A 21,597-nucleotide genomic window follows, 5' to 3' on the forward strand; every position below is an offset into this window, starting at 1 on the left:
GGACGCCGGAGGAAGGGGGGGAACGGCCCGCTGCGAATCGCGCGCAACCCGGACGCCTTTCGGCGCCGAGGGATTCCGCGATAAAATGCCTCGCGCGGCTATTGTCGCCGCGATGAGGTCTTGATTCGAGCACGAGCAAACTTTTCACCTGTCCTCCGGCGCGCAGGGACGCCGGACTATGTCCAGGCCGTATGGCGGACGAAAAAGCGGCTCAACCCCCGCCGACGCGAAAAGCTCTTGCTTAAGGAAGCGGCGCGTCGAGGCTGGAGAGGCCGTTCTTCGCTCGTTTGGCGCGAATCTTATCGCGCCCGAACTGGAACCGTTCTATCTAACCGAAGGAACCCGGCTTTGGCAAGTTTGATCGCAGGCGTGGCGACGGCGCCACAGTGCGCGCGCGGACTCGCCTGTGGCGATGGTAAACAAAGGTTAATCATTTCATGGTCTGACTCCATCGCACGAACCGGCGTCGGCAGAACGGAATAATCTGAAAAACATGGGCTCTGGCGGCAAACCACGGCGGCGGACGCATGATCACCCGACTGCGCGTCCGGTTCTTGCGCTCGGCTTGGTTTTCGCGCCTTTTTTCGCGGCGCTGGCGCAACAACCGGCGCCGGTTTCGGCGCCGCCCCCCATCGCCCGCGCCGTCCGGCTCGAACCGGGGCCGCGCGAGACCCGGCTGATCTTCAGCCTCTCCGCTTGCGTCGCCGCGCAGAGCTATGTGCTGGACCGGCCCGCCCGCGCCATTGTCGACCTGTCGGAGGTCAATTTCCAGATCGATCCCGACGCCGGCTTGAAAGCGCCGGAAAAGCGCCGTCGCCACTCCCGGCACAGGGCGACGGACGCGGCGGGGCTCGTCGCCTCCTACCGATTCGGCAGATTGGCCCCGGGAAAATCCCGCATCGTCGTCGATCTCTCCGGGCCGGCGGAAATGATTTCGTCGGACTGCGCCCCGGCCGCAGAAGCCTATGAACTGTCCCTGTCGCTCGCTCCGCAGGCCGAAGCAGCGTTCCGGACGGCCGCGCGCGCCGGCGCCGAAAAACAGGCCGCCGCCGCCCTGCCGCAGGACACCGCCCGGGACAAGGCGCGGGAAACCGCGACCGCCGCCGCCCGGCCTCCCGGCGAAGCGCCCAGGCCGGTCGTCGTGCTCGACCCCGGCCATGGCGGGATCGACACGGGAGCGATCGGACGTGATCGCGGGGTCGAAAAATTCCTGGTGCTCGATTTCGCCAAGGCTCTGGCGTCAAAATTGCGCCATGACGGCCATTACCGCGTCGTGCTGACCCGCGAGGACGATGTGTTCGTGCCGCTGCGCGAGCGCGTGCGGATGGCGCGCGACCTCCATGCCGAACTCTTCGTCTCCCTTCACGCCGATGCTCTGGCGGGCGGCGCCGGCGTGCAGGGCGCAACGGTCTATACGGTTTCCGAGCGCGCCTCCGACGCCGAGGCCGCCCGCGTCGCCGAGCAGGAGAACAAGGCGGATTCCGCCGCCGGAGTCGAGGCCCAGGAGGACGCCAGCGACGTCAACGACATATTGTTCGACCTGACGCGGCGGGAAACCCGAGCTTTTTCCCATGTTTTCGCCCATTCCCTGTCGGAATACTGGAAGGTCGCGGCGCGGCTCAACAAGAATCCGCGCCGCTCGGCCGGTTTTGTCGTCCTCAAGGCGCCCGACGTCCCCTCGGTGCTGCTGGAGCTTGGCTACCTGTCGAACGACGCCGACGCCGCCGACCTGAGCGCGCCGGCCTGGCGCGAAAAAGCCGCCGCGCAGGTCGCCCGCGCGATCGATGCGTTTTTCGCCTCGCGCCAGCCGGAACAGGGGGGCGCGCCGGCCCCGGACGCCGCGTCCGGCGGCGGCGCCCTTAAAGCGACACAAAGCGGCGGCAACTAGAGCCGCAGCAATACGAAATTTCAGTCGGCCGTTCAGGACCCTGACCAATTTCGGATGGCCCGCGCGCAGCCACGGTGATATAGGCGCGCTTCCGGCGAACTTGCGGGACGGCTTCATTCGAACCAGGCCGCGCGAAAGCAGCGCAAAGAAAAGGCGCTGGCGAGTCGGAAAAGTGAATTTGCGAAAGGTCAATGGATGCGGATGATCGCCCGTTTTTTCGGCTTCGTTTTCGCCACGGGCGCGATCCTCGTCGTTCTGGCCGCCGTGGCCCTCGGCGGGCTGATCTATGTCTATTCCAAGGACCTGCCCGACTATACCCAGCTGAAAAATTACGAACCTCCGATCATGACCCGGGTCCATGCCGGCGACGGCTCGCTGCTCGCCGAATATTCGCACGAACGCCGGCTCTATCTGCCCTCCGGCGCCATTCCGCCGCTGGTCAAACAGGCGTTCATCTCGGCCGAGGACAAGAATTTCTACAGCCATAACGGCGTCGATCCGGAAGGCATTGTGCGCGCCGCGATGGTGCTGGCGCAGGGCAACAAGCATGTCCAGGGCGCCTCGACCATCACCCAGCAGGTGGCGAAGAACTTTCTGCTGACCAACGAACGCAGCTTCGATCGCAAGATCAAGGAAGCCCTGTTGTCGTTGCGCATCGAGCAGGCCTATTCGAAAGAGCGCATTCTCGAACTCTATCTCAACGAAATCTATCTCGGCCTCGGAAATTACGGCGTCGCCGCCGCCGCCCTCAATTATTTCGACAAATCGGCGCATGAACTGACCCTTGCCGAGGCCGCCTATCTCGCCGCCCTGCCCAAGGGGCCGAATAATTACAATCCCTATCGCAACCGCGACGCCGCCATCGCGCGCCGCAATTACGTCATCGACCGCATGGTCGAGAATGGCTACGTCGCCCGCAAGGAGGGCGACGCCGCCAAGGCCGAACCGCTGACCGTCAACCCGCGCGCGCTGTCGCCCAATTCCATCGCCGCCGGCTATTTCGCCGAGGAAGTGCGCCGCGAATTGAACGACCGCTACGGAGACAAGAAACTCTATGAGGGCGGCCTGTCGGTGCGCACCACCCTCGATCCGAAAATGCAGCTGATGGCGCGCAAGGCGCTGGTCGATGGCCTGCTGCGCTTCGACGAGGCCCATGGCTGGCGCGGCCCGGTGCGCACGATCGAACTGACGACCGACTGGGGCAAGCCGCTCGGCGAGGTTCCGGCGCTCGGCGACGTCGCCCCCTGGCGGCTGGCCGTCGTGCTCGACGTCAACGACGCCGCCGCCCGCATCGGCCTGCAGCCGCCGCGCGAAAAATCCGGCGAAATTTCCCGTCTGCGCGAAACCGGTTCGCTGACCGCCGACGGCCTGCGCTGGACCCGCCAGCGCTTTCGCCAGGCGCTCAAGCCCGGCGACGTGATCTATGTCGAGCCAATGGAGGGGCGCCCCGGCCAGTTTCGCCTGCGGCAGGTTCCGGAAATTTCGGGCGCCATCGTCGCGATGGACCCCTATACCGGCCGCGTCTTCGCGATGGTCGGCGGCTTTTCCTTCGACCAGTCGTCGTTCAACCGCTCGACCCAGGCGCTGCGCCAGCCGGGCTCGTCGTTCAAGCCCTTCGTCTACGCCACCGCGCTCGACAATGGCTATACGCCGTCCTCGATCCTGCTCGACGAACCGGTTGAGATCGCGCAGCCGAATGGCGAAGTCTGGCGCCCGGAAAACTTCGAGTCGGGCCATTACGGACCTCACACCCTGCGCTATGGCGTCGAACATTCGAAAAACCTGATGACCGTGCGCCTCGCCCGCGACATCGGCATGCCGCTGATCGCCGAATATGCGCGCCGCTTCGGCATTTACGACGACATGGCGACCTATCTGCCGATGTCGCTGGGCGCCGGCGAAACCACGGTGATGCGCATGGTCACCGGCTATTCCATGCTGGCCAATGGCGGCAAGCGCATCAAGCCGACGCTGATCGACCGCATTCAGGACCGCTGGGGCCATACGATCTACCGCCACGACGAGCGCCAGTGCCTCGGCTGCGACGCGCCGAAATTCGATCCCGAAAGCGAACCCAGGCTGGTGGACAATCGCGAGCAGGTGCTCGATCCGCTCACCGCTTACCAGATCACCTCGATCATGGAAGGCGTGATCCAGCGCGGCACAGGCGTGTCGATCCGTGAAGTCGGCAAGCATCTCGCCGGCAAGACCGGCACCACCAACGAAGCCAAGGACCTCTGGTTCATCGGCTATTCGCCCGATCTCGCCGTCGGCGTCTACCTCGGCTACGACAAGCCGCGCTCGATGGGCGATTCGGCGCAGGCCGCGACCTATGCCGCGCCGATTTTCCGCGACTTCATGAAAATGGCGCTGGCCGACAAGCCGGACACCCCCTTCCGCGTGCCGCCGGGCATCAAGCTGATCTCGGTAGATGTCCATTCGGGCCTGCGCTCGTCGGGAACCGGCTCTATCCTCGAAGCCTTCAAGCCCGGCACCGCGCCCCCCGATACGTATCGCGGCGGCGGCGGCGGAACCGCGCGCGTCAGCCACAGCCCCGCCACCGACCAGGCGGTCGGCTCGGGAACCGGCGGGCTTTATTGACCGGCTTTGACACTTGCCCTGCCGGTCTCTATTCTTTGCCTCCCTTTTTTGAACAGAAAGCAGTCCCATGCGCGCGGAAGCCGTTTCGCTCGTCGAACAGATCAAGCAGTCCGTGGGACTGCTGAGGAGGCATCTTTGACGTCGAGACCTCGACGCGCCGCCTCGCCGAACTGAACGCCAAATCCGAACATCCCGACTTCTGGAACGACGCCGAAGGCGCGCAGAAACTGATGCGCGAGCGCACCGAGCTCGAAGACCGGCTCGGCTCGCTCGCCCGTTTCGAGAGCGAACTCGAAGACGCGATCACCCTCGTCGAACTGGGCGAGATGGAGGGCGACGCCGACGCCGAAAAAGAAGGGATCGACCAACTCAAGACCATCAAGACCGAGGCCGAGCGTCGGCAGGTCGAGGCGTTGCTGTCGGGCGAAGCCGACGCCAATGACACGTTCATCGAAATTCATTCCGGCGCCGGCGGCACCGAAAGCTGCGACTGGGCGCGGATGCTGTTGCGCATGTACACGCGCTGGGCCGAGCGCCATAAATTCAAGGTCGAGCTGATCGAGGAAACGCCGGGCGACGAGGCGGGCATAAAATCCGCGACTTTGCTCATCAAGGGCCATAACGCCCATGGCTGGGCCAAGACCGAATCCGGCGTGCATCGTCTGGTGCGGATTTCGCCGTTCGATTCCAATGCGCGGCGCCACACGAGTTTTGCTTCGGCCTGGGTCTATCCGGTGATCGACGACAAGATCGACATTCAGGTCAACGAGAGCGATTGCCGCATCGACACCTATCGCGCGCAAGGCGCGGGCGGCCAGCACATCAACACCACCGATTCGGCGGTGCGAATCACCCATATTCCCTCCGGCATCGTCGTCGCCTGCCAGATGGAGCGCTCGCAGCACAAGAACCGCGCGACCGCCTGGAACATGCTGCGCGCCCGCCTTTACGAACAGGAACTGGAGCGCCGCGAGGCCGAGGCCAGCAAGGTCAACGCCACCAAATCGGAAATCGGCTGGGGCCACCAGATCCGCTCCTATGTGCTGCAACCCTACCAGATGGTCAAGGACCTGCGCACCGGCTACGTCTCCGGCACGCCGGACGAAGTGCTCGATGGCGACATCGACGATTTTCTCGAAGCCTCGCTGGCCCAGCGGGTCAATGGCGGCGGGCCGGTCGAGGTCGAGGACGTGGAGTAGAATCGGCCTTATCGCGAGGATTTGGCGCGCCTTCGGCGAACCCGGACTATTATGATTGGCCTTCGGCCGCTTTTTCGCCGCCCCCGGCCCCTCATGGTGAGGAAGGCTCCTCCGGGCGTCGCGAGACGCCCGGAGGAGCCTGTCTCGAACCATGGGCAGCCGAAGAAACCTTTGGCGCCGCGAGGCTGAAACCTGGTGGCTAACGACCCCCTCGCCCTTCGAGACGCCTGCTAAAGCAGGCTCCTCAGGGTAAGGGGATTTGTGTTGAAAATCAGAGTTTCAGTGCATTTTTGATCCCTTGGGTGGTCCTTGCGAACGAAGCATAGAAAAAGCGGTTCAGCGCTGAAACTCCTGTCCTGGGGATCCGTGTCTTCCTGCGAGGCGCCCATCAGCCTCTTATCGCAAGATCGAGCGGCGCGGCCGGCAACTTGTCGTGATCGACGACAAGCGCGACGCCGCCCTTGTCGTCGAGGACGAACCGACCGATGCTCTTGCAGGCCGTTGTTATCGGCAGCGTTTCCGGCTAAATGATCGAGGAAATTGTCGGAAGCGTTTTAGAGGGCGCGCGACATGAAAGTTCTCGGCCTTTTGGTGCTGTTCATCGCCCTGCCCGCATCGGTCGCGCAGTCCGCCAGTTTCAATTGCGCCAAAGCCAAAACGCCGCTGGAAGTGAAAATCTGCCGTGAGCCGGCCTTGGGCAAGGCCGACGAGGCGCTGGCCAAAGTCTACCAGCAGCGGCTGCGCGATTTCCCGATTCCCACCTTCATCAAGGATTCGCAGCGCGCCTGGCTGAGCATGACGCAACAATGCCCCCAGTTCGAAGCCAGCAACAGTGGCGATACCTGCCTCGGCCTGTATCGGGCGCGCATCGACGCCCTGAACCATTACGGCAACGCCAAAATCTATACCGATTACGGCAAGGCCTTCAGTCACGAACAAACCACCCTGCTGTTATACGAGAAGAACGGCGGCCTCTGGCTCGACTGGTATGGCGACTGGATGCCCGACGCCTATCGGCCGAAACCTTTTCCTGACGGCTATCTCGCCCAGGACGGAGGCGCGCTGACCGCAAAGGACGGAAAATATGCGATCGCCGACCATGACGACGCCACCGTAACCGTCACCGACGACAAGATCACTTTCGGCGGAGAATATGGCATGTCGCTTTCGGCGCGGCAGGGGTTCCTGCATGGCGATTATCCGCGCGTGAAATGATCGGGTTCAACCTTTGTTTCGAACGAGGCCGGCCAGCGACTCGCCTTGCGCGGCGTAAGGCAGCCGCAACACTGGCAGGGGAGCGATCCGGTGCGCAATTTCGCTGGGCGCATAGCTGAACGGCTCGTTCGCCAGACCTTGACTGACCACGATCGCCGCAAGCTCGACCCCACGCATCCGCAACACTTCGACCGCCGTCAGCGTGTGGCTGATCGTGCCCAGATAATCGCCGACCACCAGCACGGTCGGCGCGCCCAGGGCGACGACCCAGTCCAGCACCGTGTTGTTGGCGTCGAGCGGGACCATCACGCCGCCGACGCCCTCGATCAGCAGCAGATCGGCGTCCTGCCGCAGAAAGGCCCGCCCCTGGGCGAACAGCGCCGCGCAGTCGAGCGACCGGCCCTCGGCACGCGCCGCCAGGCTCGGCGCGAGCGGCGCGGCAAAACGCCACGGTGAAATTTTTTCGACATTTTCCGGGCTGAGGTCCTCGCCCAGGGCGGCGAGGATCGCCCCCGTGTCGCTGGCGGCGATTTCCCGCTTGTCGAAGCCCGAGATAACCGGCTTAGTGGCGGCGACCGTCAGCCCGAGCGCTTTCGCCTGACGGATCAGCGCCGCCGTGACATAGGTCTTGCCAATGCCGGTGCCGGTCGAGGTGATGAAATATCTTTGGGCCAAGCCGCCTCCAACCTTGAGCAAAATGACAAACCTGCTGAACCACCTCTGGCTTCCCTACACCCAGATGCAGACCGCAAGCCAGCCCCCCGAGGCCGTCTCGACCCAGGGCTCGCTGATCCGGCTGCGCGACGGGCGCGAGTTGATCGACGGAATCGCCAGCTGGTGGACCGCCTGCCACGGCTATAACCATCCCCATATCCAGGCCGCGCTGCACGCCCAGATCGAGGCCATGCCGCATGTGATGTTCGGCGGTCTCGTGCACGAACCGGCGCTGAAGCTTGGCGAGAGGCTGGCGGCCCGGACCCCCGGCGACCTCAACCATGTGTTTTTCGTCGACAGCGGCTCGGTCGCCGTCGAAGTGGCGATGAAAATGGCGGTGCAATTCCACCTCAACCGCGGCGAACTCGGCCGCAGCCGCATGGTCAGCTTCCGCCATTCCTATCACGGCGACACCATGGCCTGCATGTCGGTCTGCGATCCCGACGAGTCCATGCACGCCTTGTTCAGGAATTATCTGCCCAAACAAACTCTGGCAGAATTGCCTTTTAACAGAGAGTTAGAGGATACACTTAATGTTCTGCTGGAGCATGAGAAGGGACGGATAGCCGCCGTTCTGATCGAGCCTCTGGCGCAAGGCGCAGGCGGCATGAAGTTCCACTCCGCGGAGGTTCTGCGCCGCGTCGCCGAGGCCTGCCGGCGCCATGGGGTGTTGCTGATCGCCGACGAAATTTTCGTCGGATTCGGGCGGACGGGGACGCTGTTCGCCTGCGAGCAGGCTGGAATCACCCCCGACATCCTCTGTCTCGGCAAGGGCCTGACCGGCGGCGCCCTGTCGCTCGCCGCGACTTTGGCGCGGCCGCATGTTTTTGAGGCATTTCTTTCCGACGATCCGGCCAAGGCGCTGATGCACGGCCCGACCTTCATGGCCAATCCGCTCGCCTGCGCCGCCGCCAACGCCTCGCTCGACCTGTTTGACAATGAACCGCGCCTGAAGCAGGTCGCGCGCATTGAAACTTTGCTGCGGGAGGGATTGGCGCCATGCCGCGCCTTTCCCGGCGTGGTCGACGTGCGGGTCAAGGGCGCCATAGGCGTCGTGCAATTGCAATCTATCGGCGACGCCGGCGCCTTGCGCGAAAAATTCGTCGCAAAGGGCGTCTGGGTCCGCCCCTTCGGCGATATCGTCTATCTGACCCCGGCTTTCACCATTACGGAGGATCAGCTCGCGGCGCTGACTTCCGCGATCTGTTCGACCCTGGCGGACTCGTCGAGATCGTGATGAAATGGCGTCTCGGTGATTTCCTGCACATTCAAGCCTAGCCGCGCGATCAGGGCGCGGTCTTGCGCCGCGTCATTGTTGGACGTCGTCAGCAGCTTTTCGCCGTAAAAAATGGAATTGGCGCCGGCCATGAAGCACAAAGCCTGCGTTTCGGCGCTCATTTCGCTGCGGCCCGCCGAAAGGCGGACGCGGGCGCGCGGCATGACGATGCGCGTCACGGCGATCATCCGCACCATGTCGAAGGCGTCCACCGCCGGGCGGCCTTCCATCGGGGTGCCGCGCACCGCGACAAGGGCGTTGACCGGCACGCTTTCGGGATGGGGATTCATTTCCGACAGCACCCGCAACAGCGAGGCGCGGTCGAATTCCTTCTCGCCCATCCCGATAATGCCGCCGCAGCACAGGCTGATTCCGGCGGCGCGCACATAGCCCAACGTGTCGAGACGCTCCTGATAGGTGCGGGTCGAGACGATTTCGCCGTAATATTCGGGGCTGGTGTCGAGGTTATGGTTGTAGGAATGCAGGCCGGCTTCGGCCAGGCGGCGCGCCTGATGCGGCTGCAACATGCCGAGCGTCACGCAGGCCTCCAGCCCCATGCCGGTGACGCCCTTGACCATGTCCACGACGCTGTCGAATTCCTTGCCGTCGCGCACCGAGCGCCAGGCCGCGCCCATGCAGAAACGCGAGGCCCCGGCCTCCTTGGCGATCTGCGCCCGCGACAGCACATAATCGACGTCGATCAGCTGTTCCTTGGCCTGCCCGGTTTTTTTGGCGTGATGGGCGCTCTGCGGGCAATAGCCGCAATCCTCGGCGCAGCCGCCGGTCTTGATCGACAACAGGCTGGCGAGTTGAATGGTGTCGTCGTGATATTGACGATGGACGCATTGCGCGCGATGGACGAGATCGAGCAACGGCAAGGCGAACAAGGCTTCGATTTCCTCGACCGTCCAGTCGTGGCGGATCGGAGCTATTTCGGCGAATTGCGGGTTCAGCGTCATGAGGCTCTCGTGAAAAAGGTTTTTGGCTTCAAAGCCGATCTATCGGTCGGTTTTGGAAGCGTCCGGCGCCACAGGCATTCGATTCCGATGCGCCGCCGCGCCGGTTGGCGCTCAGGGCAGGCTGCAAATATAGGCTGTTTGCCTTTATCTTCGCAATTCTACTATTAGGTCGGCGGCAAATGGCAAAAACAGAAATCTTCCGCGCCTATTGCGACCGGCGCGCCGAACAGGACCGCCTGCGCGCGCTGACGCCCGGCCAGATCGCCGCCGATGGCCGGCTCAGGCGCAACGGTAGGCTGCTGGTCAATTTCGCCAGCAACGATTATCTCGGACTGAGCCTGCACCCCGCGCTGATCGAAGCCTCGCGCGTCCATACGGAAAAATATGGCGCCGGCGTCGCCGCCTCGCGGCTGGTGACAGGCGAACATCCGGCTTTTGGCGAACTCGAAGCGCGGATCGCGCGCGCCAAGAACCAGCCCGCCGCTCTGGTGTTGGCCTCGGGCTACCAGACCAATCTGACCGCCGTGGCGGCGCTGGCCGACCGCGACGTCGCCGGGCGCCCGGTGTCGATTCTCGCCGACCGCCTTGCCCATCATTCGCTGCTGCAAGGCGCCCTGCTCTCCGGCGCCCGGCTGATGCGTTTTCGCCACAATGATTGCGACCATCTCGAACAGCTTCTGCAAAGCCGCGCCAAAAGGCAAGATTTCTGCCTGATCCTTACCGAAAGCGTGTTCGGCATGGACGGCGACCTCGCCGATCTCGCCCGGATCGGCGCGCTGGCGCAGCGCTACGACGCCCTGCTCTATGTCGACGAGGCCCACGCCACCGGGGTTTTCGGCGCGCGCGGCTTCGGCCTGTGTGAGGATTTCGCGCCTGTGGTGGACGTGGCCATGGGCACTTTCGGCAAGGCGCTCGGCGGTTTTGGCTCCTATCTGGCCTGCGCGCCGGAAATCCGCGACTTTCTGATCCAGCGCTGCGGCGGGCTGGTCTATTCCACCGGCCTGCCGCCCGCCGTGCTCGGCGCCATCGACGCGGCCCTGACGCTGGTTCCGCAAATGGCGGCGGAACGCCAAAACCTGCTGGCGCAGGCGGCCCGGCTGCGCGGGGCGCTCAACGCGCAGGGCTGGGATTGCGGCGCCAGCGCCAGCCAGATCGTGCCGGTTCTGGTCGGCGGCGAGACCCAGACGCTGGCTCTGGCGGCGGAACTGGAGCGGCGCGGCCTGCTCGTCCCCGCCATCCGGCCGCCAACCGTGCCACAGGGATCGAGCCGGTTGCGGATTTCGCTGAGCGCCGCGCATAAAGCCCAGGACATTGACGTTTTGATCGATGTCTTGGGCGAACTGGCGCCGGTTTACGCGCCGAAGGCTGCCGCGTGAAAAGCAGCAGCGGCGTGAGGCTGGTTTTCATCCATGGCTGGGCGCTCGGGCCGGCAATCTGGGACTTGGTCGGCCCCAGGCTCGAAAAATTCCCTCAGGCGCGCGTCGATCTAGGCTATTTCGGCGCGGCCGGCGCGCCAGCCGCCTTGTCCGACGCTTTTTCAGACCCTCGGCCCGGCGACATTCTCGTCGGCCATTCGGCGGGCTTTTTATGGGGGCTGCGGCAGAGGCCGGATTGGGCCGGCGCGGTCGCGATCAATAGTTTTTCGCGCTTCTGCCTCGACGCCCGCGGGCGCGGCTGCGTCCAGCTGGCGCAATTGCGGGCGATGCGGACTGCTCTCGCGCGCGACGCCGACCAAAGCGTGAAAAATTTCCGCGCCTTCATCGCCGCGCCGCCGCCGGGACCGGCAAATGCGGCGGCGCTGGCCGAAGGACTGGCGTTGCTGGCCGATTTCGACGCCGCGCCGCAACTCGGGAACCGGCCCTTATGCGTTCTGGCGGCGCGCGACGACGTTCTTGCGCCCCTTTCCGAGGCGGAAAATCTGGCGCGGACGGCGGGCGGGACGCTTGCCCTGAGCGCCAAGGGCGGGCATGGACTGCCCTGGACCGCGCCAAAATTCTGCGCCGAAAAAATCGAGGCATTCTTAAACGCTCATGGCTTCTGACCCGACCAAGCTCGCCATTATCCGCGCTTTCGACGCGGCGGCGGCGACCTATGACGCGGCCTCGAAGGTGCAGCGCGAGATCGCCCGCGAGTTGCTCCTTTACGCGGCGCGCGCCTGCGAGCGGACGCCGGCCAGAATTCTCGATCTCGGCTGCGGCGCGGGCCATGCGACGGAATTTGCCCTGCGCCAATGGCCGCAAGCGCAATTTGCGGTGCTCGACGCCGCGCCGAAAATGCTCGAAGCGCTTCAGGGCAAATTTTCCGGCCTCGCGACCATCTGCGCCGACGCCGCCGAACCCGGCCCACTCGGGGAATATGACGTGATTTTGTCGAGCATGATGGCCCATTGGCTGCCCGAGCCGCGCGCCGCCGTTCGGGTCTGGCGGGATTTGCTGGCGCCGGGCGGAAAATGTTTCATCGCTCTGCCGGTCGAAGGCAGTCTGCACGAATGGCGCGACGCCTGCCGCGAAGCCGGTCTCGCCGACGGATTATGGCCCTTCCCGCCGGAAAATTTCGCCGCCGGCCTGACCGAAAAGACGGAAATCCGCGCCTTCGTCGCCTCCTATCCCGACGCCGGGGCTTTTCTGCAAAGCCTCAAGCGCACCGGCGCGCGCCAGGCGCGGCCCGGCCACCGCCCGGAATCGCCCGCCGCACTGCGCCGCCTGATGGCGAGCCGCCGGGAGGGCTTCATCGCGACCTTTCGGATCGCCTTCCTGACCATCGGCGCGGAATAGCAAGTCTCGGGATTCGTGTCGGGAGCGAAAAGCGGACGCCTGCCTCAATCATAGGCCAGCGTCAGCAGTTGACCGAACGGCGGAACCGTTGAAGCGTGCGATTCGGGCACGGCCCAGATCACCGGCCAATTTGGTCGGAACCACGCCGGTCCTTCGAGATCGGTCAGGACCACGCCAATGTCCGGCCGATACTGGTCGGCGCGCTCGAGCAAAGGCGTAAAATCGGTGCCGCCGCCGCCGGTGAAATCCAGATTGCCGAGATCGAACCGGCCCGGCTTGAAGACTTCGACGCGGCGGACCCGGTCATCGCCGATCACCAGAATGAGGCCCGCCTCCTGGCGCCGGCTGATCGCCGCGATCTCGTCGGCGAACCGCTGCATCAGGGCATCGTCGATCGAGCCTGACACATCGACCATGACGGCGATCTTCGGCGCCGTCGCGTTCGCGCCATATCCCGGCTCCCAGGGCAGGCGCCGGTTCGGACCGGCGCGCCCCTGGTTGGCGATGTAGGATCGCGTCGGCCGCGACCACGACACCGCCTGCTTGCGTGACAGTCCCCTCGCCAGTCGCGTGCGCAGGACCTGCCGCCACGGGGTGCGAGTGCGCGGCAAATCGGCGATCAAGGCGCGCAGCATCGAGAATTCGCCATCGCCGGCATGGCCGCGCAACAAGCGTTCGCTCCATTCGCGGGCCTGTTCGGTTTCGGCCTCCGGCGAAGACTCCGCCTCGGGGCTCGGCGCGAGATCGGACCTGGAATCGGCGCCGAGTTCCCGCACCCGCGCCGCGCGCGGTCCGTCCTCCCGCGCACGCGACGGGATCGGGTCGCCTTGCGGCTGCAAGGAGTCGCGGCCCTCGGAAGCGGATTCGCTGGACCTCGCGCCGCTGGCGCCGCTTCGGCCATCGCCCTGCCGCGCATCGTCCTTGATCCTGCGGTCGTCGATGCTGCGGTAGAGCCGTTCGACATCCCATTGCAGCAGGGCCGTTTCGGCGTCCTGTTGCAGCTCCAGCGCCTGCGCCAGCACTTGTTCGAGGAATACGCAGGAAGGCGGCAAGCGCAGCCAGCCGAGATGGGCCAGCGTGCTGTTGACGATGGCGTCGGCGCAAATGTTGAACAGCCGCAGGTCCACATCGCCGAGCAGTCGCCGCAGATCGAGCGCGCGCTGCGGGTGACGAAGCGCGATGTGCAAGACCTCGTGTGCGACCAGTCCCGTTTGTTCGAGCAGGCCAAGACCGTCGAAGGCGGGGCCATAGTAAACCGCTTCGCCATCCGTCATGACGGCTGGCGCATCTCTGTCGGCAATATCCCGGTGCCGAACCCACAGCGCGAGACCGCCCGTCGATGGCGCAAATTCAACCATGCGCTGGATGGCGCGGGTCCCGCGGTGATCGCCATGCGCCGGGGTTTCAAGCATCGAAGCCGTCCCGGCGACGCCGCTCGGCATATCGATGGTAGGAAGCGCTGTCCAGAATCGCGGCCTCAAGCCCCGTGGCGAGCGCGCGCTGCATCGTCAGCTCCATCGACAGGGTCTGCGCCTCTCGCAGCGGCAGCGGCGCGGCGCTCCGGATATCGGGAAATTGTTCGATGATCTCCAGCGCGCGCGCAAGCGTCCTTTCGTCGACGCTCGCCGCCAAAAGCCCGTAGATCATGCCATAAAGCCCGTCGAGCGATGTCGGCAGCAGGGCGGCGGTCTCCGGGCCGGGGCGCGCCGCGAGCAGCCGCACCACGTCCGCGCCGGCCTGGATCTCGCGCAGCACGCCGAAGAATTCCGCGGCGTTGGCGGCGCCGATGCGCCCCTGCGTAAACACCCGTTTGGCCGCCTCGGAAAGACCGGACTTCAGCACATTGGAAATGTCTTCCCATCCGCGCGGGCTCGCGCCAATCAGATGGTCGCCGGCGAGTTGCGCCTGGGTGTCGTCGAGCTTGTCGGGGCGAATTTTGAGAAAAGCCATCACCTCCGGCGCGAAACGCATCGCCGCCGCGTGGTCGAGAAAGGCGTCAATGGTGGTCTGCACATTGAAGTGGAACATGCGGTCGGCCAGCGCCGTGCCCATGTCGTGGCTGACCGCGCCGTGGAAACTGGCGTTGCCGGCGGCGATCACCTGCCAGCCGTCGGGCAGCCGGTAATTGCCGACCCGGCGATCGAGGATCAGGGAATAGGCCGAGATCTGGAGCCTTTGGTCGGCGGCGGTCAACTCGTCGAGAAACAGAATGCCGTCGGGGCTGTCGGGGGACGGCAGGAATTCGGGCGGGAACCACACGGTCTTCGACAAAATGTCGTCGGCATAGATCGCGCCTCGTATATCGACCGGCTCGATCGTCGTCAGACGCAGATCGACGAGCGGAATTTTGAAATGTTCCGCGACCTGCCGGACGATGGACGATTTTCCGACCCCGCGGGCGCCCCATAGCATCGATGCGCGGCGCCGCAGCATCGGATCGCGATATTGCTCGATCAGGGCGGCTTTCGCGGCCGCGATCGAAACCGGCGGGATGTTCATCGGGTTGCCGCGCATCGGGCCGTTATTTCAGGTCTGCCGACTGTGAGGGGCCTGCTCGACGCTCGCCCGGGGGAAACCACGCAGCAGCTTGGGAAGCGCGCGGCAGCGGCGGAATTTCGAATCGCGGCAGTTCGCGCATGCCAAACAGCATCAAAAGCATGAGCGGCGGCAGGTTCATCATCAGCATCACGAATTCCTGAGGGATGTCCACGAAAGCCATCGCCGAGGCGCCGGCGATCAAAACAACAGACAATAACAGCGGGATCATGCGCCGGAACACCACGCTCCAGCGCGCCCGGACCATCCTGTCGTGAAATTGGCGCGGCGGTTCAGCCAAGGTGCGGGCAAGATGCGCCACGGTCCGCTCCAGCGCGATCTCGATTCGACGGCTGCGGCGGGGTTCGTTGCGCGGCGCGCGCAGGGCGCCGGTCCAACCGGTCCCGCGCTTGCGCAGCACCTTCCAGTCCCAGCCCAGCGTCGCCAGCAGATCGTCCGGCAAGCCGTCCAACAGTTCCAGCGGACGACCCGGCTGAGGCGACAGCTCGATCTCGGCCGGATATCCTTTTCCAGTGTCCGCCTTCAACGCCAGCGTGAGGCCATCGAAACGCGCTTCGGCCGATATGAGCGCCATCCCCGCCGGCCGGGTTCCATCGCCAGCCTGATCCAGCCGATAGCTGCGTGCGACGGGAATACCGGCCACCAACTGGAACTGGCTTTCCGGCGCAACGGTCTCGATGCGGGAAAGCACGTTCGCTGGAGTCCGACCTTCCGCGATCAGCTTCGCCGCCGCTCCGCTGTCAAGCGTCACGATGCGGATCAGCCGATAGACCTCGGGTCGCGGGTTTTCGAGTTGCAGGATTTCGCTGGCCCCAGCATAGGCGGGAACTTCGCTGGCATGGACAATCGGCTTGAACAACAGGCGCCGCTCGGAGCGGTCGCTCGCTGCTAAATCGACGTGGCGGCCGCGACGGGTGAAGGGCTCGATCAAACGGAGAATTTCGTGGTGGGTCAGCGGGACCGGCGGCGCTGTCGCTCCGCCCCGTCCCCTCGCCAGGCGGCGGTCCAGGAGGGACGACGTCTGCAAGTCGGAAGCCGGCCCGTCCGCTGGGTTGCCAAGTGTCAAGCTTTCCCCTCCGGCTCGCTTCACCCCTCCGGAAGCCAGGCCCGCAAAATGTGTCCGATTTCCGCTTTGCGGGCAAGAGCGCGCCGGAAACCCGCCAGTGCGCGCTTCACTTCGCCTTCTTCCCCGGCCCGTCGCCGCCCGCAACGACGTTGTTACGCGGAAACGGATCGCACGGATTGCGTTCGGCTGGATCAAGACCTGTCGCGACGAAAGGGCGCAAATATGACGGAACAAAAGACTCCGCCGTTCGAACAAAGCACAGCTTTACAAATCGGCGGCTCGCGGCCCATCATTCGGCATCATTGGGTCCTGAATGACGCTTGTGGGGAAAATGGTCGGAGGGTGTCATGGTCATCGCTGTGGTAGAGCAACAAGGCAATTTTTTTCGCTGGAATTTGTCAGCCAATGTCGGTCCTCGGCAACCCAACAAACCCGACGATGTGGAACTGGTCCGATTTGGATATTTTTGCATGAAGCAGAATGTCCGTATCCCGCCGAAGCCCGAGTTGCGACCGTTCCTGGAAAAAGTGCGTCCAATTGGTCCGTTCGACCAGGATCTTGCGGATATGATTGCAGCGCATGAACGAACACGGGGCGGGTCACAGGACGGCATTATCAGCGTCGCAAAAATATCTTTTTCAAGCAACAACGGCGAACATTACGATGGTGTGCACCCTTGGATTATTGTCGTACTCAACAATAATATGCTCACGGTAGTCGGCGATATTTATCCCAGAATCGACATGCACAAGCAAGCGGGCCCCGAGATTAGCAAGACAGTGAAGAATATACTGACCAATGATAGTTGGTTTAAATAAGCTCCATTCTATCATTTACAGCCTTGGAAATTTCCTGTCGAACGGATTTGGGAACGAACCGGAGCGCTTTCCCGTCTTCCGTGGAAGCGCTCTAAATCCCCGCCAGCGACAGGTCCAGCCTGCCGTCGGCCACCGGCGGACACCAGTAATAGCCGCCGGTCAAGGGGCGCGAAAAGCGGAACAACGCGTCGCCGATTCCGTCCTCCAGACCCGCCATGCGCCGCATCACCTGTTCGAACGGGTCGAGCGAGGCGGCATAGGCGATGAATTCCAGCCCCTCGCCCCGATCGGTCGCCCAGGGCTGGGAACGCCGCACCATGAAAGCCGTGGGCGCAAAAGTTTCCTGCGCGGTGCGTTTGACATGCGACGATTCCGGCGCGCCGTCGATCTCTTCGTTGTCCGCGTGGCGGCGCCCGATCATGGCGTCGCGCTCAGCCACGGAATGGGTGAAGAAGCGTTTCAGGTCATGGACCCAGCGCTGCACGGCGACAAAACTTGAACCCGGCGCGGCGAAGGCCTCGCCGGCGATGGCAACGTCGAGGCTCTCCTGCGGGCCGGGATTGGCGGTTCCGTCCTGGTAGCCGGAGAGATCGCGCCCGCCGGCGTAGGAAAACGTGTCCATGGCGTCGCTGGGTTCAAAGGCGCCATCGAGCAGGTCGAAGACTTTGCGCGACAGATCGAAGATCGCGCCCCGATCGGCGGCGCGCAGAAAAATCCAGAGATCCTGCTGGGTGGAGGGGATGGCATGGGCGCTGCCCGAAAGCGCCGGAAAGACCCGAAGGCCGGAAATCTCGCGCCCCAGCGCCCGAACCAAAGGCTCGCCCAACCCGACGACGCCCCATTGCGGATCGAAATTTTCGCGCAAGCGCGCCAATGCGGGCCGGGGATCTCTTTCATGGGCGAGAGAGAAGGACAGCGACCGGCCCGACGGCGAAGCCGGCGCGAGCACGCCAGGCTGATAGGTCAAGGTCATGCATTTCCCCCGCCGATGGCGCTTCAAGATGAAAGCAAAGCTTAAACGCGGCCGGGCGCCCGATCAACGACGAAGTCAGGTCGGCGCCGGGCAATCGCTTGAATGCGTCTGGCCGCCGTCAGGCCGCATGTCCCCCGAAGCGTTTCTTACGCCGAAAGACCGGCCAGAACTTCCGGCGCGGCTTCGGTCAGCGACACCGATTCGCCGCAGCCGCAGGACCCGGTCTCGTTAGGATTCTCGAAGGTGAAGGTCGCCGACAGCTTGGTGGTAACGAAATCCATCCGCGCGCCGATCAAAAACAGCACCGCCTTGGGCTCGACCAGCACTTTCGCGCCCTTTTCCTCGACCAAAGTCTCGCCGGGACGCGCCTCTTCCGCCAGATCTACCGTGTAGGACATGCCGGCGCAGCCGCCGTTCTTGACGCCGACGCGCAAGCCGAACGCCTTGCCTGCGGATTTTTCGACCAGACTTTCGATCCGCGCGGCGGCGGCGTCGGTAATGTGCATGAGCGGGCGGAGGGCCATGGCTTCGATCCCTTCAACGGGGGCCAGCGGCTTCAACTGGCGCAAGCCCCGACGAAAATTGCGTTGCACTGCATATAGCATCGACGCGCGGCAGGTTAAAGCAGCAAGGCAAATCCCGAGCCGCCGCGCCGGCGCCGCCGCAATTGACTTCGCCCCGCCTTCCGCTCAAAACAGCCCGACACGGCCCGCGCCCCGAGCGGAGATTTGCGATGCCATCCGTCACCCTGATCGACAATTACGACAGTTTCACCTTCAATCTGGTGCACTATCTCGGCGCGCTCGGCGCGAAGGTGAAGGTGGTGCGCAACGATCAGGCCAGCGTTGCGGAAATCATCGGCGAAGAGCCCGGCTGCATCGTGCTGTCGCCCGGACCCTGCACGCCTCGCGAGGCCGGAATCTGCCTCGACCTGATCCGCGAGGCCAGCCCCAAAATCCCGATTCTCGGCGTCTGCCTCGGCCATCAGGCCATCGGCGAGGTTTTCGGCGGCGAGGTCGTGCGCGCGCCGACCCCCGTCCACGGCAAGGTCGCCGAGATTTTTCACGAGGGCGAGACCCTGTTCCACGGGTTGCCGAGCCCGTTCAAGGCGACGCGCTATCATTCGCTGGTGGTGCGCCGCGACACCGTTCCCAAGGCGCTGTCGGTCACGGCGCAAACTTCCGACGGCCTGATCATGGGCCTGAGCCACATCACCCGTCCCGTCCATGGCGTGCAGTTCCACCCCGAAAGCATCGCCTCCGAACATGGCCATGCGCTGTTGCGCAATTTCCTCGATCTCGCCAAAGGCTGGAACGCGGCGAGGCGCGACCTCCAGCGGCAAGCTTAGAAAATGGAAGCTTTCAAACCGGTCCTGGCGAAAATCGCCCATGGCGAGGTTCTTTCGCGCGACGAGGCGCAAGCCGCCTTCGAGGCCGTGCTTTCGGGACAGGCGACCCACGCCCAGATGGGCGCTTTTCTGATGGGCTTGCGCGTGCGCGGCGAAACCGAGGAAGAACTGATCGGCGCGGTCGCCGCCATGCGGTCGAAAATGCTCCGCGTCAAGGCGCCGTCAGGCGCCATCGACATCGTCGGCACCGGCGGCGACGGGGCCAACACCTATAATGTTTCGACGCTCGCGGCGATTATCGTCGCCTCATGCGGCGTGCCGGTCGCCAAGCATGGCGGGCGCGCCGCCTCGTCGATGAGCGGCGCCAGCGACGTGCTCGGCGAATTGGGCGTGCGAATCGGCATCGAGCCCGAACGAATCGAGGCGAGCCTGCGCGAGGCCCATATCGGCTTCATGACGGCGCAGGCGCATCACGCCGCCATGGCCCATGTCGCGCCGGTGCGGCGCGAAACCGGCGCGCGCACCTTGTTCAACCTGATCGGGCCGCTGTCCAATCCGGCCGGCGTCAAGCGCCTTCTGATCGGCGTGTTTTCCGAAAAATGGATGGCGCCGATCGCCCGCGTTCTGCGCGAACTGGGCGCCGAGCGCGTCTGGGTGGTGCATGGGAGCGACGGGCTCGACGAGGTTACGACGACCGGCGCGACCAGCGTCGTGGCGCTGGAGGACGGGGCCTTGCGCCATTTCGAGATCACGCCCGAACAGGCCGGCCTGCCGCGCGGAAAAATCGAGGATCTGCGCGGCGGCGACCCCGCCCATAACGCCGCCGCCCTGCGCGCGGTTCTGGCTGGCGCGAAAAACGCCTATCGTGATATCGCCGTACTCAACGCCGCCGCCGCGTTGGTAGTGGCCGGCAAGGCCGAAAACCTCGCCAAGGGCGCGCGATTCGCCGAAAACGCGCTCGACAGCGGCAGAGCCGCGGCGACGCTGGATAAATTGATAAAAATCTCCAACCAGGAACCCCGCGCAGGCGCACAGGCGAAGGTTTAGGCGCCAGAGCCATGTCCGATCCGATTCCAGCGGATCTGAAATGGCTCTAGTTTGTTGTTTTTAAGTGTTTTCTTCACGCGAACCGGGTCTACTTCGCTTGAATACGCTCCAGAGTCGCCAAAGGGTGGAATTGAACGAGGCGACGGGCATTTCCTTGACGTAGCGGCGTTTTTTGCGAAAAACCGGCATTTGCCGATCCGCGCGCCGCTCGCTGGCGTTTTCATATTTCAAGGAATCGCGAAAATGCTCTAGGCTGCTTTTTGAACGCGTGTGCGGCGCTTGGCCCTTCGGGTTTCGACGCAAACCGGCATCCTCTTCGTTTGAAAGCGCTCCAAGGTCAAAACATGCCCGATATTCTGAAAAGAATCGAAGCTTACAAGCGAACCGAAATTTCCGAGGCGAAAGTCCGCGTGCCCTTCTCGACGCTGGAGCGCAAGGCGCACGATCGCGACCCGCCGCGCGGTTTTCTTCGGGCCATCGAAGCCAAGGTGGAATCGGGACGCCCCGCGCTGATCGCCGAGATCAAGAAAGCCAGCCCTTCCAAGGGTTTGATCCGGGCCGATTTCGATCCCGCGAGCCTCGCCCGCGCCTATCAGGCCGGCGGCGCCGCATGCCTTTCGGTGCTGACCGACGGCCCGTCCTTCCAGGGTCATCTCGACGATCTCGTCGCCGCCCACGCCGCCTGCCGCCTGCCGTCGCTGCGCAAGGATTTTCTGTTCGACCCCTATCAGGTCTATGAAGCGCGCGCCGCCGGCGCCGATTGCATCCTGATCATCCTCGCCTGCGTCAGCGATTCGGAAGCCCGCGCGCTCAATGTCGCCGCCCATGATCTGCACATGGACGTGCTGGCCGAGGCCCATGATGAAGCCGAACTCGATCGCGCGCTGGCGCTGGAAACGCCGCTGGTCGGCATCAACAACCGTAATCTGCGCGATTTCAGGGTGACGCTGGAAACCTGCGAGAAATTGGCGGCCCGCGCGGGAAAGGACCGGCGGATCGTCGCCGAGAGCGGCATCGAGACCCATGCCGACATCGTCCGGCTGAGAAATTCCGGCGTCAATATTTTTCTGGTCGGCGAATCGCTGATGCGTCAGTCCAACGTCGAACAGGCCGCCAGAAGCCTGCTGACCGGCGCGCCGACGGCCTCGCAGCCGGCATGAGCG

19 protein-coding genes are annotated in these 21,597 nt (G+C 64.3%); 12 read left to right on the plus strand and 7 right to left on the minus strand.

Annotated features, from left to right (window positions below):
* The first annotated feature begins 565 nt into the window (after positions 1–565).
* From QZY01_RS01350 to QZY01_RS01365, 4 genes are all read left to right on the plus strand, one after another.
* Positions 566–1,888, plus strand: a complete 1,323-nt coding sequence (locus QZY01_RS01350) for an N-acetylmuramoyl-L-alanine amidase (protein WP_294532468.1) — start codon at positions 566–568, stop codon at positions 1,886–1,888.
* Positions 1,889–2,083: 195 nt separating this feature from the next.
* Positions 2,084–4,489, plus strand: a complete 2,406-nt coding sequence (locus QZY01_RS01355; protein ID WP_294532470.1) for a penicillin-binding protein 1A — start codon at positions 2,084–2,086, stop codon at positions 4,487–4,489.
* A 67-nt stretch (positions 4,490–4,556) separates the two neighbouring features.
* Positions 4,557–5,688 (plus strand): peptide chain release factor 2 gene (prfB, locus tag QZY01_RS01360; RefSeq protein ID WP_294532472.1). Its coding sequence is split into 2 segments (ribosomal slippage): positions 4,557–4,625 and positions 4,627–5,688, totalling 1,131 coding nucleotides; the frame shifts between segments, so codons are not numbered across the junction.
* Between the two features lie 570 nt (positions 5,689–6,258).
* Positions 6,259–6,903 carry a lysozyme inhibitor LprI family protein gene (locus tag QZY01_RS01365; protein WP_294532473.1) on the plus strand — a complete coding sequence of 215 codons (645 nt, stop codon included), beginning with the start codon at positions 6,259–6,261 and terminating at the stop codon, positions 6,901–6,903.
* 6 nt (positions 6,904–6,909) lie between these two features.
* On the opposite strand, the gene bioD is transcribed toward QZY01_RS01365, so the two are convergent.
* Positions 6,910–7,578 carry a dethiobiotin synthase gene (bioD, locus tag QZY01_RS01370; protein ID WP_294532475.1) on the minus strand — a complete coding sequence of 223 codons (669 nt, stop codon included), beginning with the start codon at positions 7,576–7,578 and terminating at the stop codon, positions 6,910–6,912.
* 22 nt (positions 7,579–7,600) lie between these two features.
* On the opposite strand from bioD, the gene QZY01_RS01375 reads away from it, so the two are divergent.
* Positions 7,601–8,854 carry an adenosylmethionine--8-amino-7-oxononanoate transaminase gene (locus QZY01_RS01375; protein WP_294532477.1) on the plus strand — a complete coding sequence of 418 codons (1,254 nt, stop codon included), beginning with the start codon at positions 7,601–7,603 and terminating at the stop codon, positions 8,852–8,854.
* Here QZY01_RS01375 and bioB read toward each other — a convergent pair.
* On the minus strand, positions 8,794–9,852 hold the full coding sequence (gene bioB / locus QZY01_RS01380) for a biotin synthase BioB (protein WP_294532479.1): 1,059 nt from the start codon (positions 9,850–9,852) through the stop codon (positions 8,794–8,796). The two genes, QZY01_RS01375 and bioB, sit on opposite strands and share 61 nt — an antisense overlap.
* A 179-nt stretch (positions 9,853–10,031) precedes the next feature.
* Between bioB and QZY01_RS01385 the strand changes: the two genes are divergently transcribed.
* Genes QZY01_RS01385 through QZY01_RS01395 form a run of 3 tightly spaced genes read left to right on the plus strand, consistent with a single transcriptional unit; the run spans position 10,032 to position 12,626 of the window.
* On the plus strand, positions 10,032–11,228 hold the full coding sequence (locus QZY01_RS01385) for an 8-amino-7-oxononanoate synthase (protein WP_294532480.1): 1,197 nt from the start codon (positions 10,032–10,034) through the stop codon (positions 11,226–11,228).
* Positions 11,225–11,893 (plus strand): alpha/beta hydrolase, encoded by a 669-nt coding sequence (locus QZY01_RS01390; RefSeq protein WP_294532481.1) that lies wholly within the window; start codon positions 11,225–11,227, stop codon positions 11,891–11,893. The genes QZY01_RS01385 and QZY01_RS01390 overlap by 4 nt, the downstream gene beginning before the upstream one ends.
* Positions 11,883–12,626, plus strand: coding sequence for a methyltransferase domain-containing protein (locus tag QZY01_RS01395; RefSeq protein ID WP_294532484.1), 744 nt, complete (start codon positions 11,883–11,885; stop codon positions 12,624–12,626). The genes QZY01_RS01390 and QZY01_RS01395 overlap by 11 nt, the downstream gene beginning before the upstream one ends.
* Before the next feature lie 44 nt (positions 12,627–12,670).
* On the opposite strand, the gene QZY01_RS01400 is transcribed toward QZY01_RS01395, so the two are convergent.
* From QZY01_RS01400 to QZY01_RS01410, 3 genes are read right to left on the minus strand one after another with little or no spacing between them, the layout of a single operon-like run.
* The gene (locus tag QZY01_RS01400; protein ID WP_294532486.1) at positions 12,671–14,038 is read right to left on the minus strand and encodes a VWA-like domain-containing protein; all 1,368 of its coding nucleotides are present in this window, start codon (positions 14,036–14,038) and stop codon (positions 12,671–12,673) included.
* Positions 14,031–15,140, minus strand: coding sequence for an ATPase (locus QZY01_RS01405; protein ID WP_294532487.1), 1,110 nt, complete (start codon positions 15,138–15,140; stop codon positions 14,031–14,033). The genes QZY01_RS01400 and QZY01_RS01405 overlap by 8 nt, the downstream gene beginning before the upstream one ends.
* A gap of 7 nt (positions 15,141–15,147) precedes the next feature.
* The gene (locus QZY01_RS01410; RefSeq protein WP_294532489.1) at positions 15,148–15,933 is read right to left on the minus strand and encodes a hypothetical protein; all 786 of its coding nucleotides are present in this window, start codon (positions 15,931–15,933) and stop codon (positions 15,148–15,150) included.
* Positions 15,934–16,595: 662 nt separating this feature from the next.
* Between QZY01_RS01410 and QZY01_RS01415 the strand changes: the two genes are divergently transcribed.
* Positions 16,596–17,066 (plus strand): hypothetical protein, encoded by a 471-nt coding sequence (locus QZY01_RS01415; protein ID WP_294532491.1) that lies wholly within the window; start codon positions 16,596–16,598, stop codon positions 17,064–17,066.
* A 91-nt stretch (positions 17,067–17,157) separates the two neighbouring features.
* Here QZY01_RS01415 and QZY01_RS01420 read toward each other — a convergent pair whose 3' ends face one another.
* Positions 17,158–18,039, minus strand: coding sequence for a Dyp-type peroxidase (locus QZY01_RS01420; RefSeq protein ID WP_294532494.1), 882 nt, complete (start codon positions 18,037–18,039; stop codon positions 17,158–17,160).
* A gap of 146 nt (positions 18,040–18,185) precedes the next feature.
* Positions 18,186–18,563, minus strand: a complete 378-nt coding sequence (locus QZY01_RS01425; protein WP_294532495.1) for an iron-sulfur cluster assembly accessory protein — start codon at positions 18,561–18,563, stop codon at positions 18,186–18,188.
* A 209-nt stretch (positions 18,564–18,772) separates the two neighbouring features.
* Here QZY01_RS01425 and QZY01_RS01430 point away from each other — a divergent pair, with 209 nt between their 5' ends.
* The 3 genes from QZY01_RS01430 (at position 18,773) to trpC (ending at position 21,594) form a co-directional block, all read left to right on the plus strand.
* Positions 18,773–19,387 (plus strand): aminodeoxychorismate/anthranilate synthase component II, encoded by a 615-nt coding sequence (locus QZY01_RS01430; RefSeq protein ID WP_294532496.1) that lies wholly within the window; start codon positions 18,773–18,775, stop codon positions 19,385–19,387.
* Positions 19,388–19,390: 3 nt separating this feature from the next.
* On the plus strand, positions 19,391–20,434 hold the full coding sequence (gene trpD, locus QZY01_RS01435) for an anthranilate phosphoribosyltransferase (protein WP_294532498.1): 1,044 nt from the start codon (positions 19,391–19,393) through the stop codon (positions 20,432–20,434).
* A 344-nt stretch (positions 20,435–20,778) separates the two neighbouring features.
* Positions 20,779–21,594: an indole-3-glycerol phosphate synthase TrpC gene (gene trpC / locus QZY01_RS01440; protein ID WP_294532500.1), complete on the plus strand. Its 816-nt coding sequence runs from the start codon at positions 20,779–20,781 to the stop codon at positions 21,592–21,594.
* Positions 21,595–21,597: the final 3 nt, after the last annotated feature.

Source organism: uncultured Rhodoblastus sp. (assembly GCF_903903185.1).
GTDB lineage: Bacteria > Pseudomonadota > Alphaproteobacteria > Rhizobiales > Beijerinckiaceae > Rhodoblastus.

What these genes read in the sequence shown, in the direction of transcription:
- QZY01_RS01355 (WP_294532470.1), top strand. Translation starts at nt 2,084, where the DNA reads ATGCGGATGATCGCCCGTTTTTTCGGCTTCGTTTTCGCCACGGGCGCG.
- QZY01_RS01365 (WP_294532473.1), top strand. Translation starts at nt 6,259, where the DNA reads ATGAAAGTTCTCGGCCTTTTGGTGCTGTTCATCGCCCTGCCCGCATCG.
- QZY01_RS01375 (WP_294532477.1), top strand. Translation starts at nt 7,601, where the DNA reads ATGACAAACCTGCTGAACCACCTCTGGCTTCCCTACACCCAGATGCAG.
- bioB (WP_294532479.1), bottom strand. Translation starts at nt 9,852, where the DNA reads ATGACGCTGAACCCGCAATTCGCCGAAATAGCTCCGATCCGCCACGAC.
- QZY01_RS01385 (WP_294532480.1), top strand. Translation starts at nt 10,032, where the DNA reads ATGGCAAAAACAGAAATCTTCCGCGCCTATTGCGACCGGCGCGCCGAA.
- QZY01_RS01395 (WP_294532484.1), top strand. Translation starts at nt 11,883, where the DNA reads ATGGCTTCTGACCCGACCAAGCTCGCCATTATCCGCGCTTTCGACGCG.
- QZY01_RS01400 (WP_294532486.1), bottom strand. Translation starts at nt 14,038, where the DNA reads ATGCTTGAAACCCCGGCGCATGGCGATCACCGCGGGACCCGCGCCATC.
- QZY01_RS01405 (WP_294532487.1), bottom strand. Translation starts at nt 15,140, where the DNA reads ATGCGCGGCAACCCGATGAACATCCCGCCGGTTTCGATCGCGGCCGCG.
- QZY01_RS01415 (WP_294532491.1), top strand. Translation starts at nt 16,596, where the DNA reads ATGGTCATCGCTGTGGTAGAGCAACAAGGCAATTTTTTTCGCTGGAAT.
- QZY01_RS01420 (WP_294532494.1), bottom strand. Translation starts at nt 18,039, where the DNA reads ATGACCTTGACCTATCAGCCTGGCGTGCTCGCGCCGGCTTCGCCGTCG.
- QZY01_RS01425 (WP_294532495.1), bottom strand. Translation starts at nt 18,563, where the DNA reads ATGGCCCTCCGCCCGCTCATGCACATTACCGACGCCGCCGCCGCGCGG.
- QZY01_RS01430 (WP_294532496.1), top strand. Translation starts at nt 18,773, where the DNA reads ATGCCATCCGTCACCCTGATCGACAATTACGACAGTTTCACCTTCAAT.
- trpD (WP_294532498.1), top strand. Translation starts at nt 19,391, where the DNA reads ATGGAAGCTTTCAAACCGGTCCTGGCGAAAATCGCCCATGGCGAGGTT.
- trpC (WP_294532500.1), top strand. Translation starts at nt 20,779, where the DNA reads ATGCCCGATATTCTGAAAAGAATCGAAGCTTACAAGCGAACCGAAATT.